Origin of the sequence: Mycobacterium deserti (assembly GCF_025345615.1) — a bacterium.
GTDB lineage: Bacteria > Actinomycetota > Actinomycetes > Mycobacteriales > Mycobacteriaceae > Mycobacterium > Mycobacterium deserti.
The window spans coordinates 165,774-181,433 of record NZ_JAODWD010000005.1 but is presented as its reverse complement, the minus strand read 5'-3'; the positions used below and the strand labels follow the sequence as shown (position 1 = coordinate 181,433).

The following is a 15,660-nucleotide window of genomic DNA, read 5'->3' as shown; positions in this document are numbered from 1 at the left end:
GCTAATAGCATTTGGCGCGATGGTCACCGCGCCGGCTCACGCGGCCGAGGATTGGCAGCGCCAGCGGTCCCCTCTGTCCACACCGTGGAGCGACCTGGTCGGCCCGAACAACGCGCTGCCGGAGTACCCGCGCCCGCAGCTGGCGCGCAAGTGGTGGCTGAACCTCAACGGCGTCTGGTCGTACACGGGCCGGTCCGGGGGCCGAGCGCTGTCGGCGCCCCCGTCGCCGGACGCCTACAACGAGCGGATTCTGGTGCCCTATCCCACCGAGTCGGCGCTGTCGGGCATCATGCGCCACGACGACCAGATGTGGTACAGCCGGGATTTCGAGATTCCCGGTACGTGGCGTGGCCAGCGGGTTCTGCTGCACTTCGGCGCCGTCGACCAGATCGCCACCGTATGGGTCAACGGCCGGCAGGTGGCCCATCACGAAGGCGGCTACACCGGATTCAGCGCGGACATCACGAGCGCGCTGCGATGGAAGGGCACGCAGCAGATCACTGTGCGCGTCGAGGATCGCAACGAGGCCAACCCGTTTGCGGTCGGCAAGCAGCGCACCCATCCCGAGGGGCTGTTTTACACCGGCGCGTCGGGCATCTGGCAGACGGTGTGGATCGAACCGGTGCGCGCGGCGCACATCGAGAAACTCGACATCACCACCGATCTGACCGGCCTGACCGTCACGCCGAAGGTCACCGGGGGCCGTGACCAACGCGTCGAGGTCACGGTCACCATGCCGGGGGGCGAGGCGGTGGCGCGCTCGTCGGCGCAGCCCGGCGAGCCCGTGCACATCACTGTGCCGAACCCGCGGCTGTGGAGCCCCGAGGATCCTTACCTTTACGACATCAAGGTTCGGTTGGTGAGCCCGTCGGGCAAGGCCACCGACGAGGTGTCGAGCTACGCCGGCCTGCGCACGATCGGCACGGTCAGGGATGCCAAGGGGCGGCCCAGGATCGCGGTCAACGGCAAGATCACGTTCCTGCACGGCCCGCTGGATCAGGGCTACTGGCCAGACGGGATCTACACCGCGCCGACCGATGACGCATTGCGGTTCGACCTCGAACGGACCAAGGCGCTTGGCATGAACTTCGTCCGCAAGCACGCGAAGGTGGAACCCGCGCGCTGGTACTACTGGACGGACAAGCTCGGGCTGCTGGTATGGCAGGACATGCCGTCGCTGGATGTGTCGCTCGACATTCCGGTCGGACCGGACCCCGATCCCTCACCCGCCGCGAAGGCCAATTTCGAGAAGGAAATGGTCGAGATGATCGACCAGTTGCGCAGCGTCACATCGATCATCGGCTGGGTGCCGTTCAATGAGGGGTGGGGCGAGTTCGACACCGCCAGGATTGCGGCCGTCGCCAAGGCCGCAGACCCGACGCGCATGGTCAACGCGAACAGCGGTGTCAACTGTTGCAAATCGCGTCCGGACAGTCGAGCCGGCGACGTCTACGACGACCACACCTACGTCGGGCCCGGCCGTCCGGTGCTGCACGACAACCCGGCGACCGCTCACGATGAACGCCTGATGCTGGGCGACCGGCCGGTGCCACTGGAGCACCGCGTCATCGTCGACGGCGAGTACGGCGGCCTCGGGCTCGTGCTCGACGGACATCGGTGGCCGGGCCGGCCGCAGGCCTACGAGATGACCGACAGCAAGGCGCGGCTGACGGAGCGCTACGTCGAGGTCAGTCGCGATCTCGAGGACGTCGTGCGCAAGGGCGGCCTGTCCGGCGCGATCTACACGCAGACCACCGACGTCGAGAACGAGCTCAACGGGTACATGACGTACGACCGGCGGCTGCTCAAGGTGATGCTGCGGACGGTCGCCGAGCGCAACCGCGCGGTGATCGCGGCGGGCGCCGACGTGGGCAAGCCCGAACCCGCGCGCGACGTCCGCCGGTGACACCGGAGCTGGCGTCAACTTCAATGCGAATGCAACGAATGTTTGCGCTAAGTGCAGATTGATGGCGCACTGTTGAACGGTGGCTGCTCAGCGGCGATGACTGATGACCCCCGTTGACTGATAACCATAGGTTCGGCACCCGGACAGCACCAGCAACATCCGGTAGCGCGAGTGACGACTGCGGAGTGGATTCCCCTCAGATGGGTGACCATCGGAGTCGTTGCAACCGACTCCGTACGGCGCCGAAATCATCGCTAACGCAGCCTTTTAGGCATAGGCGACCGGCGGACCCGCCGCGCCACGGCGAGGCACCAGGCCTCGTCAACGACAGCGTCAGTGCTCCGCACGGTGATTTAGCGAACCGTCGCGGCTGAGCTGCGGTTTCGTTGTTTCTTCTTGGTGAACCCTGTTGGACGGAATTTGAGAATCGTAGGGTTTTCCCGGATTCCTTCGTGGGGGTGAGGGCCTTAGGTTTGCTGAGACGCATCTGCGTCGTCTCTGGCTTCACTCTTGGGGGAATTGCAACATGGCCGCACAGTTCAACCGTCCGTTCGCCGGCAACAACCGGGCTTCTCGCCGGGCGCGAAACGGCCAGGAGTCGTCGGTCGGTTCTGCGACGGTGGCCGTGGGCCCTGAAGGCAGCGCCAGGCACCGTGTGCGGCCGGCTGTCAACGCGGGCTGTGGCCGGTACGTGGGCCGGGTCGGAGCCTTGGCGATTGCCCTCGGCGTCGGCGTGGCGGTGGCCACCGGCTCGGGCATGGGTGTGGCGCGTGCGCAGGACGGCGCCGACGCCAGCAACACGTCGCAGGGTCCCGCCAATGACGGTGCGAACCCGGGTGCCGAGCAAGAGACGGGTGCGGTGGACCCCGGTCAGGTGCAGACCGAACAGCCGGTCGGCTCGGGAGACCCAGCAGAGCAGAACGATCCCGGTAACGGTGTGGTCCCCGAGATGAACGTCAGTGTCAGCGGTGGCGCGACGGTGACCGGTGCCGAGACCAGGGTCGAAAACGGCGACGAGAACCTGTCGCCGACCGGTGAAACGCCAACGACGCCTGCCCCGGAAACAGCCGCACCCCCCGCGCCCGTTGAGCCGCCCCCGACCTTCGTTCCGCCCCCTACCGAAACCGTTGTGCCGCCAGAGGTTCCGTCGGTCGACCCGTCCACACCGCAGGCCCCCACAGGGCGGTCTGCGCAGAGCAAAGACGCCGGGACAGCCGACAGCGCGAATGTGAACGCCCCAGCCGGGTCAGGAGTGTCCCTCGCCGCCGAGGACGGCCACGTGAGCTTGTTCTCGCTGACGGCTGACTCCGACGAGGAGTTGCAGCTGGTGATGGCTGCGGCCGCGCCGGGTACGCCGGCGCCGGCTCCGCTGGTGCCCCAGCCGTCCAATCCGGTGGAGGCAGTGCTGGGCGGCGTCCAAGCGGTGACCAATATCGTCACCACGGCCTTGTCAATGTTCCTGTCGGGATTCTTGGCGCCAGGTCCAACCACTCCGGCCCCGCCGGTGATGTTGTTCGTGGTGTTGGGCTGGGCGCAGCGCGAATTGCAGCGCACCTTCCTCAACCAGTCACCCACTGCGGTGGCCGATACGGTCACCACAGCCGAAGACGACGATGTGACCATTCCGGTGCTGGCCAATGACACCGATGGCGACCTGGGCGCCGGTGACGTGTTGACGGTCACCGATTTCACACAGCCGGCAAATGGCGAGGTCGTGCTCAACCCGAACGGCACGTTCACCTACACCCCCGATGCCAACTTCAACGGCACAGACACGTTCTCCTACACCGTTTCTGACGAAGCCAGCCCCTGGCACCTGCATGGTCTGGCCGGCTTCTTCGGCGGCGGCGGACATTCCTCGACCACCACTGTCACGGTCAACGTCACGCCGGTAGAGGACAACTCCGGTGCACCGGTGGCCGACAACGACACCGCCACCGTCAACGAAGGCCAATCGATCGCAATCAGCGTCCTCGACGGCGACACCGACCCCGACGGCAACACCACCATCGACCCCACCACGGTGCAGGTCCTCACACAGCCCACCAACGGCGCCATCCAGATCAACCCCGCCACCGGCGCCATCACCTACACCCACAACGGATCCGAAACCACCACCGACTTGTTCACCTACACCGTCCAAGACACCAGCGGCGCACCCTCCAACACCGCCACCGTCACCATCACCATCACCCCCGTCAACGACGGTGCACCGGTGGCCGACAACGACACCGCCACCGTCAACGAAGGCCAATCGATCGCAGTCAACGTCCTCGACGGCGACACCGACCCCAACGGCAACACCACCATCGACCCCACCACGGTGCAGGTCCTCACACAGCCCACCAACGGCGCCATCCAGATCAACCCCGCCACCGGCGCCATCACCTACACCCACAACGGATCCGAAACCACCACCGACTTGTTCACCTACACCGTCCAAGACACCAGCGGCGCACCCTCCAACACCGCCACCGTCACCATCACCATCACCCCCGTCAACGACGCGCCGACTTTGGGGAGTCCAGCCTTCGTGGTCGACAGTGTCAACCAAGCCAGCGGGGTCGTCGTCGGCCACGTCGATGTCGTGGATTCGGATTCCGGAATCCTGACGTACTCGGTCAGTCCGATCAGTCCAGCGATTGGTACGGTCACGGTCAACTCCACGACAGGCGTCTGGACCTTCACCCCGACGACACAGACGCGCCTCACCGCCTTGACGAGTCCGGGCGACGAAACCGTCGGCTTCACTATCAACGTCACCGACGGTCAACTCAGCGTGTCGGTGCCGGTCGTCGCACCAATCGATCCCCCAGCGGCAGCCGTAACTGGTTCGATTGCGGCCGGACCACTGCCGCAAGGCGTGGCAGTCGTCGGCGACCGCCTCTACGTCGTGAACCAGAATCCCTCGACCGTCACGGTTATCGACCTGGACACAAACACCGTCATCGATCTCAACCCAGCCACACCGGCGATCGATCGCATCGCAGTCGGTAGCGCCCCATTTGCAACCGCCGTCCAGGGCACGCGGCTTTACGTCGCCAACATCAACGGCGACAGCGTGACAATCATCGACACCACTACCAACACCGTCATCGACGCCAATCCCGCCACACCTGCCATCGACACCATTCCCGTCGGCAACGGCCCACACGGAATGGCGATCAGCGGCGACCGTCTCTACGTCACTAATCGCTTCGGCAACACAGTCACAGTCATCGACACCACGACGAACACCGTCGTCGACGCCAATCCCGCCACCCCCGCCATCGACCCAATCGCCGTCGGCAACAGTCCGAATGGGGCGGCGGTCAGCGGCAACCACCTCTATGTGGCCAACCTGGCCGGCAACACCGTCTCGGTCATCGATACCGCTACCAACACCGTCATCCACAACATCAGCGTCCCCAATCCATATGCGGTAGCGGCCAACGGCAACCGGCTCTACGTCACCAATGCCAATAACGACACCGTCACCGTGATCGATACCACCACTGACACCATCATCGACGCCAACCCCGCCACACCCGCCATCGACGCCATACCCGTTGGTGACGGCCCCGGCGCGATCGCGATCAGCGGCAACCGTCTCTACGTCGCCAACACCACCAGCAACACCGTGACCGTCATCGACGCCACCACCAATACGGTTCTGGCCACGCTGAACGTCGGCAGCTCTCCGATGGCTGTAGCGGTTAGTGGAAACCACGTCTACACCGCCAATCAGAGCTCGGGCACCGTCACGGTGATCACGACCGACCAATAGCGCCCATCGGATGAAGGCCGCCAACCCGGGCGATGAGCTCAAGACCCTGAAGAGCCCAGCTTGACGGTCACAGCTCGCGCCCGCTGACGAACTCACACCGCAATCCGCTCAACGGATCTACGAATTCGAGCCGCTGAGCCAGTAGCCGCAACGGCCGCGAGAAGTCGTCGGAATCGACGTCGGTCACCTTCGGGTACAGCGGATCACCGTCGATCGGCAGTCCCAGCGACGCCATGTGCACACGAAGCTGATGCGTCCGTCCGGTCCGCGGCGTCAGCCGGTACAGCCCGTCCCCTAGATGTTCGACGAGCGTCTCCGCGTTCGGCTCGCCCTGCTCCTCTACCGCCTGTAACTGTCCCCGCCGCTTGATGATCCGGCTGCGCACCACCGTCGGCAAGTCCAGTCCTGGATCGGCCGCAGCCCGCGCCAGATACGTCTTCTGTACCTCGCCCCGCGCGAACATCGTCTGATACGCGCCTCGCACCTCACGCCGCGTCGTCAACACAAGGACCCCTGCCGTCAAGCGGTCCAGTCGGTGTGCCGGCGAAAGTTCCTGAACCTCAAGCGAACGCCGCAGCCGCACCAGCGCCGTCTGTGCGACGTGACGACCCCGCGGCATCGTCGCCAGGAAATGCGGCTTGTCCACGACGACGATGTTCTCGTCGCGGTACAGCACCGGGATGTCGAACGGCACCGCGACCTCGTCGGGCAGGTCCCGGTACAGGTACACGTGAGAACCGGGCGGCAACACGGTCCCCACACCTACCACGGTGCCGTCGGCGCAAACCACCTCGCCGGCAAGTACTTTCGTCGCTGCCGCCTCACCGAATCGAGAAGCCAGCTCGACCAGCACCGAGCCGCCGCGCAGCCGCACTCGTGCGGGACCCAGGCCGTCTCGCGGGGGCAGCGGCGCCTCGCGCCTCAAGTGAGCGGCACCGGCTCGAGTATCTCCGCGCGGGCCTCCGGCGCGGACGCCCGCAGCGCGTCGGCCGACTCATCGTCGGGCTGCTGCTGTGACCGCACTTCGGCGTCGACACGCGCGCAGTAGGTGTCGACCTCGCGATCGATATCCTCAGCGCTCCAACTCAACACGGGTGCAACCACTTCGGCGACCTCGCGCGCGCAGTCCACGCCGCGGTGCGGATACTCGATCGAAATCCGCATCCGTCGCGCCATGATGTCCTCGAGATGCAACGCGCCTTCGGCCGCCGCTGCGTAGTAGGCCTCGACCTTGAGGTATACCGGCGCCTCCGTGATCGGCGTCAACAGCTCCGGGCGCCCTTCCGCCATCTGCAGCACCTCACCGATCAGTGAGCCGTACCGGTCCAGCAGGTGTCGAACCCGGTAGGGATGCAAACCGTAGTGCGCGCCAACGCTTTCCGTCTGGTTGATCAGCGCGAAGTAGCCGTCGGCACCCATCAACGGCACCTTCTCGGTGATCGACGGCGCAACCCGCGCCGGGGTGAACTCGGCGGCCGCGTCGATGGCGTCCTCGCCCATCACTCGGTAGGTCGTGTACTTGCCGCCTGCGATGGCCACCAGGCCCGGCGCGGGGACGGCGACCGCGTGCTCGCGCGACAGCTTCGAGGTCTCCTCGCTCTCACCGGCCAGCAGCGGGCGTAGCCCTGCGTACACGCCGTCGATGTCGTCATGGGTCAACGGCGTTGCCAGAATGGTGTTGACCGTCTTGAGGATGTAATCGATATCGGCCTTCGTTGCCGCCGGATGCGCGAGGTCGAGATTCCAGTCGGTGTCGGTGGTGCCGATGATCCAGTGGGTGCCCCACGGTATGACGAACAGCACCGACTTCTCCGTGCGCAGGATGATGGCGACCTCGCTGACGATGCGGTCCCGCGGCACCACCACGTGCACACCCTTGGATGCCCGCACCCGAAATCGCCCGCGCTGCTTGGACAATGCCTGGATCTCGTCGGTCCACACCCCGGTGGCGTTGACGACGACGTGGCCCCGCACCTCGGTCACCGCGCCGTCCTCTGAGTCACGCACCGACACCCCGACCACCCGATCGCCCTCGCGCAGCAGCGACACCACTTGTGTAGAGGTGCGCACGACGGCCCCATAGTGCGCGGCCGTGCGGGCCACCATCATGGTGTGCCTGGCGTCGTCGACGACGGTGTCGTAGTAGCGGATTCCGCCGATCAACGACGACCGCTTCAGCCCGGGCGACAATCGCAGTGCGCCGGCACGGGTCAAATGCTTCTGCGCAGGAACGGATTTGGCCCCACCCAGCTGGTCATACAGGAAGATTCCCGCCGCGATGTACGGCCGCTCCCACCACCGGTTCGTCAGCGGGAACAGGAACGGCAGCGGTTTCACCAGGTGCGGCGCCAGCGTCGTCAACGACAGCTCACGCTCGTGCAACGCCTCGCGCACGAGCCCGAACTCCAGCTGTTCCAGATAACGCAGGCCGCCGTGGAACATCTTCGACGACCGACTCGAGGTACCCGATGCGAAGTCGCGCGCCTCCACGAGGGCCACCTTCAGCCCGCGCGTCGCCGCGTCGAGCGCTGCGCCCGCACCGACCACTCCACCGCCGATGACGACGACGTCGAACTGCTCGTTGCCGAGTCGCTCCCAGGCCTGCGCCCGCTGCTCTGGTCCGAGCAGCGTCTGGCCGTTCGCCGGGATCGGGTCGCTCACCGGACTCCTAGTTACTCGTCGGTACGTTTGCCCGTTCCCAGGCTACGTGGGTTTCCCCGCTCCTCGCGTCCGCAACTCTCAGTCGAGATCGTCGTGCGCCATCAAACGCCTGCCGGCTTCGGTGATGGATCCCGACAGCGACGGGTACACCGAAAACGTCTGCGCCAGGTCCTCGACGTCGTTGCCATTCTGCACCGCCAGCGCGATCGGCATGATCAGCTCGGAGGCGATCGGCGCGACAACGACCCCGCCGATCACCACGCCGGTGGCCGGTCGACAGAAGATCTTGACGAAGCCGCGGCGCAGGCCCGACATCTTGGCCCTGGCGTTGGTGTTCAGCGGCAGCATGATGGTGCGGGCGGCGACCGACCCGTCGTCGATCTTGGACTGCGGCACCCCGACCGCGGCGATCTCGGGCCGGGTGAACACCGCGGCGGCCACGGTGCGCAACCGGATGGGTTCGAGGCCCTCGCCGAGGGCGTGGTACATCGCGATGCGGCCCTGCATGGCGGCGACCGAGGCCAGCAGCATCAGCCCGGTGCAGTCACCGGCGGCGTAGATGCCGGGCACCGACGTCCGTGACACCCGGTCGACCTTGAGGTAGTCGCCCTGGCCGAGCTCGATGCCGACGCGTTGGAGGCCCAACCCGCCGGTGTTGGGCACCGAGCCCACCGTCATCAGGGCATGGCTGCCCTCGACGCACCGTCCGTCGGTCATCTTCACCACCACGCCGTCGCCGTTGGGTGTCACCGATTCGGCTCGGGCGTTCTTGACCAGCGTCACGCCGCGCGAGCCCAGCGCATCCTCGAGGACGGCGGCGGCGTCGGAGTCTTCGTGCGGCAGGATCTGGTCGCGGCTTGCCACCACGGTGACCCTCACACCCAGCTCGGTGTAGGCGTTGACGAACTCCGCACCGGTCACGCCTGAGCCGACCACAACGAGGTGTTCGGGTAGTTTCTCGAGGTCATAGAGCTGGCGCCAATTCAGAATGCGCTCGCCGTCGGGCTCGGCGCCGGGCAGCACGCGCGGGCTGGCGCCGGTGGCGATGAGGACGACGTCGGCCTTGATCTTCGAGACTTCGCCGTCGTGGGCAGTGATCTTGACGGTGTGGGTGGCCATGCCGGGCATGTCGTCGACGAGTTCACCGCGGCCGGCGATCAGCGTGACGCCTTCGTTGCGCAGCCGCTCGGCGATGTCGGCGGATTGCGCTGAGGCCAGCCGCTTGACGCGCTCGTTGATCTGCATCAGGTCGATCTTGGCGTCCTCGAACTCCAGCGCATAGCCCAGATCGGGCGCGCGGCGCAGCTCGGTCCGCACACCCGTGGAGGCGATGAACGTCTTGGACGGCACGCAGTCCCACAGCACGCAGGCACCGCCGATGCCGTCGGCGTCGACGACGGTGACTTCGACGGCCCCGGGGCCGCGCGCTGCCGCGACGAGCGCCGCCTCGTAGCCGGCGGGCCCACCGCCGATGATCACAATGCGGGTAGCCACGGGCCTAACGCTAGCCAAGCCGGGGGTTGATCGCCCACCCTGTCGACCAAGCCGGTGCGAGAAGCTGACCTTGAAGCCTTAGTCTTTCCTGGTGCCGCTCTACGCCGCTTACGGATCAAACATGCATCCGGAGCAGATGTTGCAGCGCGCTCCGCATTCGCCGATGGCCGGCACGGGCTGGCTGCACGGCTGGCGGCTGACGTTCGGCGGCGAGGACATCGGCTGGGAGGGCGCGCTCGCCACGGTCGTCGAGGATCCGACGTCGAAGGTCTTCGTCGTGCTCTACGACATGACCAAGGACGACGAGGCGAACCTCGACCAGTGGGAGGGCTCAGAGCTCGGCATCCACAAGAAGATCCGATGTCGCGTGCATCGCATCTCGTCGGACACCAGTTTCGAGCCGGTGTTGGCGTGGCTGTACGTAGTCGACGCATGGGAGGGCGGGCTGCCGTCGGCGCGTTACCTCGGCGTCATGGCCGACGCGGCCGAAATCGCAGGTGCCCCAGACGAATATGTGCACAGCCTGCGCACCCGCCCCGCCCGCAACATCGGGCCCGGCACCCCCGGCTAGCGCCCGCGAGCAGGCTTGGACTCGAGCAGCTCGGCGCGTTGGGCCTGCAGTCGCAGCAGTTCGTCGGCACGGCTCGTGCGCCGCGACCGCAACTGCGTCAGCATTGCCTTCACTCCGCTGATCGACTCGGCGACGTCGTCCTGACCGTCGATGATGGTGCTGCGTACCGCGAGATCGCTGAAGATGTTGTCGAACCAGACGTCGAAGATGCGGGTGAACTTGCCCAGCTCGAGTCTGTTCGCCCCGGTCATGTCGACGTCGGCCAGTTCGGTCGCGAATCGCTTGAGTGCCGCGTCGGCCCTTCTCATGTGGGCGACGCCGGCGTCCAGCTTGCCCTGCTTGACCATGCTCGACACGACGCCGCCGTCGAACCAGGTGTCGTAGGCCGACCACGACCGTGCGCTGTCGAACTCCTCGGAGGCAGCGCAGAGGTGCTCCAGCGCGCGTAGACCCGCGTCGGTGGCCTGATCGAGCTCGGCGAGTTCGGCCTCGAGAACACCGCGCCGCTCCGCGATTTCACCGAGTTGCGCCGCCGCAGGATCATCGCTGTCGCGCAGCCATTGCTCCTTGGCGGCCAGCGCCCGCTTGTGCCGCATCTTCACATCGCCGAGCTCGCCCAGCCGACGCCCGTAGCCCTCGACGACGCGCTCGTCGGCATCGGCGCGGGCTTGAAGCGTCAGGTACTCGTACTCGGCGGCCTGATGTTCGGCCATCTCACGCGCCAGGTCGTCGGAATGCGAACCCTTGAGGTGGGCCAAGATCGTCGTGAACGACATCGATTCGAGCTTCGCGACGTCACGGGCCTCCACCGCCATCCGCGCCCGGGCTGCCGCGGCCTTGGCGGCCGACTCCTGCGCCCGCAGCCGGGCGGCGTTGAGTCGGCGGTGCAGCGACCCCCACTCCTGCATCGCGGCGATGGCGTCGGCCAGGTCCTCGTCCGGCGTAGTCGGCATGCGACCAAGCCTATGAACAATCCGAGGGTGCTCCGCACACTGATTGGGGGGACGACGCTCAGTACTGGGCGGCCTGCTCCACGATGTTGGTCAGCACCCGGACGCCGACGGCCAACGACCGTTCGTCGAGGTCGAAGGTCGGCTGGTGCAGATCCAGCTGCGGGCCTCGTCCCGACCAGACACCGAGGCGCGCCATGGCTCCGGGCACCTCCTCGAGATACCAGGAGAAGTCCTCACCGCCGCCGGACTGACGCGTGTCGGCCAGCACGTCGGGGCCCACCGCCTCTATGGCGTGGGTGACGATGCGCGTCGAGATCTCCTCGTTGACCACCGGCGGCACGCCGCGGCGGTACTGCAGCGTGTGGTCGAGACCCAGCGGCGCCAACAGAGACGAAACCGTCTCGCGCACAATCGATTCCAAAGTATCCCAGGTTTCGCGGCTGGCGGTGCGGATGGTTCCGGCCGCTGATCCGGACTGCGGAATGGCGTTCGCCGCCACACCCGCGTTCACTGCGCCCCACACCATCACCGTGCTGTTGCGCGGATCGATGCGCCGCGACAACACACCGGGCACTCCGGTGATCAGCGTGCCCAGCCCGTACACGAGGTCGCCGGTCAGGTGCGGGCGCGACGTGTGCCCGCCGGGCGAATGCAGCGTGACTTCGAGTTGGTCGGCCGCCGAGGTGATCGGCCCGGCGCGCACCGCCACCCGGCCCACGGCCAGTCGAGGGTCGCAGTGCAGCGCGAAGATCCGCGACACCCCCGTTAACGCGCCCGCCGCGATGGCGTCGATCGCGCCGCCGGGCATCAGCTCCTCGGCGGCCTGGAAGATCAGCCGCACCCCGACGGGGAGTTCGGGCACCGACGCCAGTGCCAGGGCCACGCCCAGCAGGATCGCGGTGTGCGCGTCGTGACCGCAGGCGTGCGCCACGTTGGGCACCACCGACGCATACGGCGCGCCGGTGCGCTCGGCCATCGGCAGCGCGTCCATGTCGGCCCGCAGCGCGATCATCGGCCCATGCGCCGGACCGACGTCGCACACCAAGCCGGTACCGCCCGGCAGCACCTTCGGATTGAGTCCTGCGTCGGCCAGACGCGAGGCGACGAACTGCGTGGTGGCGAACTCCTGACGCCCCAGCTCGGGATGGGCGTGCAGATGGCGGCGCCACGCGACGAGATCCCCGAAGTGCGCGTCGAGCCACAGCTCGGTGGCCTCATGCAGGCTCACGACGCCCGCCTCGCCTGCAGTTCCAGCACCCGGTCGCGTTCTGCGGGCTCCTGCGCCAGCGCGACGACGGTGCGGGCCAGCATGATCGCCCCTTCGACGACGGCGGCGTCGGCGCTGGGTCCGGCCGCGGCGCGGGCGAACGCCGGCTGATGCACCGAGGCCCCGCCTGCGTCGATGCCCACGATCGGGTGGATTCCGGGCATCACCTGGGTGACGTTGCCCATGTCGGTGCTGCCCAGCGGCAACGCCGCCTCCAGCTCGGCCGACACCGGGCTGCGCCCGACGCGCACCATCTCGGCACGGAAGGTCTCGGCGAGCCACCTGTCGGGCGTCAGCTCGTGATAGGCCGGTTCGGTCTCGGAGACCTGGTAGTCGCAGCCGCTGGCCACCGCGCCGGCCAAGAAGCAGTCGGTCATGCGCCGCTCCAGGTCCCGCAGCGACGCCGCGTCGTTGGCACGCATCGTGTAGTGCATCTCGGCGCGCGCCGGAATAACGTTGGTCGCCTGGCCGCCGTCGGTGACGATGCCGTGAGCCATGTGTCCCGGCGCCATCTGCTGGCGCAGCAACCCGATCGCCACCTGCGCGACAGTGATCGCGTCGGCGGCGTTCACGCCGTTGAAGGGCGCGACCGCGGCATGCGCCTCCTTGCCGAGATATTCGACGGCCACCTGGGACAGCGCCAGCGACCTCGCGGCCGCAATATCCAGCGGCCCCGGGTGCAGCATCACCGTCGCGGCGATATCGTCGAACGTTCCGGCGTTGAGCAGCAACACCTTTCCGCCGCCGGCCTCCTCGGCTGGAGTGCCGAGCAAAACCACTGTCAGCCCGAGCTCGTCAGCCACCTCGGCCAACGCCAACGCGGTGCCGACCGCGGACGCGGCGATGATGTTGTGACCACACGCGTGTCCGATGCCGGGCAGCGCGTCGTATTCGGCGCAGACTCCGACGACCAGTGGGCCGCTGCCGAAGTCGGCGCGGAATGCCGTGTCCAGTCCGCCGGGCGCCGTGGTGATCTCGAACCCGTGCTCGGCGACCAGTGACTGGGTCTTGGCGCAGCTGCGGTGTTCGGCGAACGCGAGTTCGGGCTCGGCGTGAATGGCGTGCGACAGCTCGACCAGATCGCCACGGCGTCGGTTGACGGCGTCTTCGACGCGTGACGTGGCGGTGGGCATCTCTGCAGTATCTCACTGCCCGCGTCACGCCAGATAAGCTCGCCTATCGTGACGGATCCGGACGAAGCGGCGGCCGCGATCCGCGACCGCACCGGCGTCGACGGCCACGACGTCGCGATCGTCCTCGGCTCGGGCTGGGCGCCCGCCGTCGACGAACTCGGAGATCCGGTGGCCGTGGTGCCGATGGCCGAGTTGCCCGGCTTCACCCCGCCCACCGCGCAGGGCCACACCGGACGGCTGCTGTCGTTGCGCATCGGCGACCGACGGGTGCTGGTGCTCGTCGGCAGGATTCACGCCTATGAGGGTCACGACCTGCGCCATGTCGTGCACCCGGTGCGCGCGGCGTGCGCCGCAGGGGTGCGCACAGTGGTGCTGACCAACGCCGCGGGCGGTCTGCGTGAGGATTTCACCGTCGGACAGCCGGTGCTGATCAGCGACCACCTCAACCTCACCGGCCGCTCGCCGTTGGTCGGGGCACAGTTCGTCGACATGGTCGATGCCTATTCGCCGCGGTTGCGCGCCATCGCCCACGAGATCGATCCGACGCTGGCCGAGGGCGTCTACGCCGGGCTGAACGGCCCGCAGTACGAGACCCCGGCCGAGATCAGGATGCTGCGAGTCGTCGGCGCGGACCTGGTCGGTATGTCGACGGTGCACGAGACCATCGCCGCGCGCGCCGCGGGCGCTGCGGTGCTCGGCGTGTCATTGGTGACCAACCTGGCGGCCGGAATGACCGGCCAGCCGTTGAACCACGACGAGGTATTGGAAGCGGGTCGTCAGTCCGCGACGCGGATAGGTTCTTTGCTCTCGGCGGTGATCGCCCGACTCTGACGGCCGATCCTCTTGCTGACGGCGACCACGCCCCGCGCCACCCAGGGGGCCGCGAACAGCATCAGCAGGATGCGCAGCACCTGCGCGGCGACGATGAACGTGACGTTGGACCCGGTGTCGACGGCGGTGGCCAGGATCGCGTAGACGCCGCCCGGCGTCGTCGCCAGGTATCCCTCCAGCGGCGTGACACCCGTGACGTGCGACAGCAGCAGGCCGAGGCCCGCGGTGGCGACACCGAGCGCGACGATCAGGCCGATCGCGGTCGGCAGCGAGCGTCCGACCACCCGCAGCGAGTCGCGGGTGAAGGCCAGCCCGGCCTGCCAGCCGATCAGCGCGTAGCCGATCTGCACCAGCACGATCGGCACCGACAGGCCGAAGGACAGGCCGGTCAGCTCCAGCACCACCGTCAGTGCCAACGGGCCGAGCAGGCCCGCGCCGGGCAGCCGAATGAGCTTGCCGCCCGCCGCCCCGACCACGATTAGGGCGATGAGCATGCCGATGCTGAGATACCAAGGCGCTGTCTCGGTTTGAGGAAGCTGCGTCGCGGGCCGTGACTTGTCGACGTGATAGAACAGCGCTACGACGGCGGGCATCGACGCGGTAACCAGCGCGACCCGCAGGTACTGCACGACCGAGACCACACGGTCGTCGCCACCGAGTTCGCGGGCAATCGCGACCAACCCGGAAGCGCCGCCGGCCACCAACGCCAGCGAGCCGGTCAACGGGGTGACGTCGCGGTGCAGCGCGAGCAGTGCTCCGAACACGATGCTCAGCAGCAATGTGGCGACGGCGACGGCCGCAACGATGGGCCAGTCCGGGCCGAGCGCGGTGATCGCGTCCTGCTGGACCATGGTGCCGATGTAGACGCCGAGCACGCCCTGAGCAGCGATGGCAGCGGGACGCGGCACCCGACTGGGTGCCAGCGCCGAAAGCGCCAGCACGATGCCGACGGCCAGGGCGGCGAACAAGGCGGCCGACGGCACGCCGAAATGGGTCAGCGGGATGGTGACGCCCGCCGTGGCCGCGAGCAGCAGCACCCACTTCAGCATCCGTTTCACCATATCGATAACAAGTATGC

At 67.4% G+C, this 15,660-nt stretch carries 11 protein-coding genes; 4 read left to right on the top strand and 7 right to left on the bottom strand.

Features of this window, described 5'->3' with window-relative positions; all coding sequences use genetic code 11:
- The first annotated feature begins 19 nt into the window (after positions 1–19).
- Both N4S67_RS20665 and N4S67_RS20660 read left to right on the top strand, forming a co-directional pair.
- Positions 20–1,906, top strand: coding sequence for a glycoside hydrolase family 2 protein (locus N4S67_RS20665; protein ID WP_313959970.1), 1,887 nt, complete (start codon positions 20–22; stop codon positions 1,904–1,906).
- 526 nt (positions 1,907–2,432) lie between these two features.
- Positions 2,433–5,672 carry an Ig-like domain-containing protein gene (locus N4S67_RS20660; protein ID WP_260994893.1) on the top strand — a complete coding sequence of 1,080 codons (3,240 nt, stop codon included), beginning with the start codon at positions 2,433–2,435 and terminating at the stop codon, positions 5,670–5,672.
- A 67-nt stretch (positions 5,673–5,739) separates the two neighbouring features.
- On the opposite strand, the gene N4S67_RS20655 is transcribed toward N4S67_RS20660, so the two are convergent.
- The 3 genes from N4S67_RS20655 to N4S67_RS20645 form a co-directional block, all read right to left on the bottom strand.
- Positions 5,740–6,597, bottom strand: a complete 858-nt coding sequence (locus tag N4S67_RS20655) for a pseudouridine synthase (RefSeq protein WP_260994892.1) — start codon at positions 6,595–6,597, stop codon at positions 5,740–5,742.
- On the bottom strand, positions 6,594–8,333 hold the full coding sequence (locus tag N4S67_RS20650; RefSeq protein ID WP_260994891.1) for a glycerol-3-phosphate dehydrogenase/oxidase: 1,740 nt from the start codon (positions 8,331–8,333) through the stop codon (positions 6,594–6,596). Before N4S67_RS20650 ends, N4S67_RS20655 begins: the two co-directional genes overlap by 4 nt.
- Positions 8,334–8,411: 78 nt before the next feature.
- A complete protein-coding gene (locus tag N4S67_RS20645; RefSeq protein WP_260994890.1) occupies positions 8,412–9,827 on the bottom strand; it encodes an NAD(P)H-quinone dehydrogenase in 1,416 nt (471 codons plus the stop codon).
- A 91-nt stretch (positions 9,828–9,918) separates the two neighbouring features.
- On the opposite strand from N4S67_RS20645, the gene N4S67_RS20640 reads away from it, so the two are divergent.
- Positions 9,919–10,398 (top strand): gamma-glutamylcyclotransferase, encoded by a 480-nt coding sequence (locus tag N4S67_RS20640; RefSeq protein WP_260994889.1) that lies wholly within the window; start codon positions 9,919–9,921, stop codon positions 10,396–10,398.
- On the opposite strand, the gene N4S67_RS20635 is transcribed toward N4S67_RS20640, so the two are convergent.
- The 3 genes from N4S67_RS20635 to N4S67_RS20625 are packed head-to-tail and all read right to left on the bottom strand — an operon-like array spanning position 10,395 to position 13,751.
- Positions 10,395–11,351 (bottom strand): hypothetical protein, encoded by a 957-nt coding sequence (locus tag N4S67_RS20635; RefSeq protein ID WP_260994888.1) that lies wholly within the window; start codon positions 11,349–11,351, stop codon positions 10,395–10,397. The two genes, N4S67_RS20640 and N4S67_RS20635, sit on opposite strands and share 4 nt — an antisense overlap.
- 58 nt (positions 11,352–11,409) lie before the next feature.
- Complete coding sequence (locus tag N4S67_RS20630; protein WP_260994887.1) at positions 11,410–12,579, bottom strand: amidohydrolase; 1,170 nt, start codon at positions 12,577–12,579, stop codon at positions 11,410–11,412.
- On the bottom strand, positions 12,576–13,751 hold the full coding sequence (locus N4S67_RS20625) for a M20 family metallopeptidase (protein WP_260994886.1): 1,176 nt from the start codon (positions 13,749–13,751) through the stop codon (positions 12,576–12,578). Before N4S67_RS20625 ends, N4S67_RS20630 begins: the two co-directional genes overlap by 4 nt.
- Before the next feature lie 48 nt (positions 13,752–13,799).
- Here N4S67_RS20625 and N4S67_RS20620 point away from each other — a divergent pair, with 48 nt between their 5' ends.
- The gene (locus N4S67_RS20620; protein ID WP_260994885.1) at positions 13,800–14,582 is read left to right on the top strand and encodes a purine-nucleoside phosphorylase; all 783 of its coding nucleotides are present in this window, start codon (positions 13,800–13,802) and stop codon (positions 14,580–14,582) included.
- On the opposite strand, the gene N4S67_RS20615 is transcribed toward N4S67_RS20620, so the two are convergent.
- Positions 14,528–15,631 (bottom strand): AbrB family transcriptional regulator, encoded by a 1,104-nt coding sequence (locus tag N4S67_RS20615; protein ID WP_260994884.1) that lies wholly within the window; start codon positions 15,629–15,631, stop codon positions 14,528–14,530. The two genes, N4S67_RS20620 and N4S67_RS20615, sit on opposite strands and share 55 nt — an antisense overlap.
- Between the last annotated feature and the right edge of the window lie 29 nt (positions 15,632–15,660).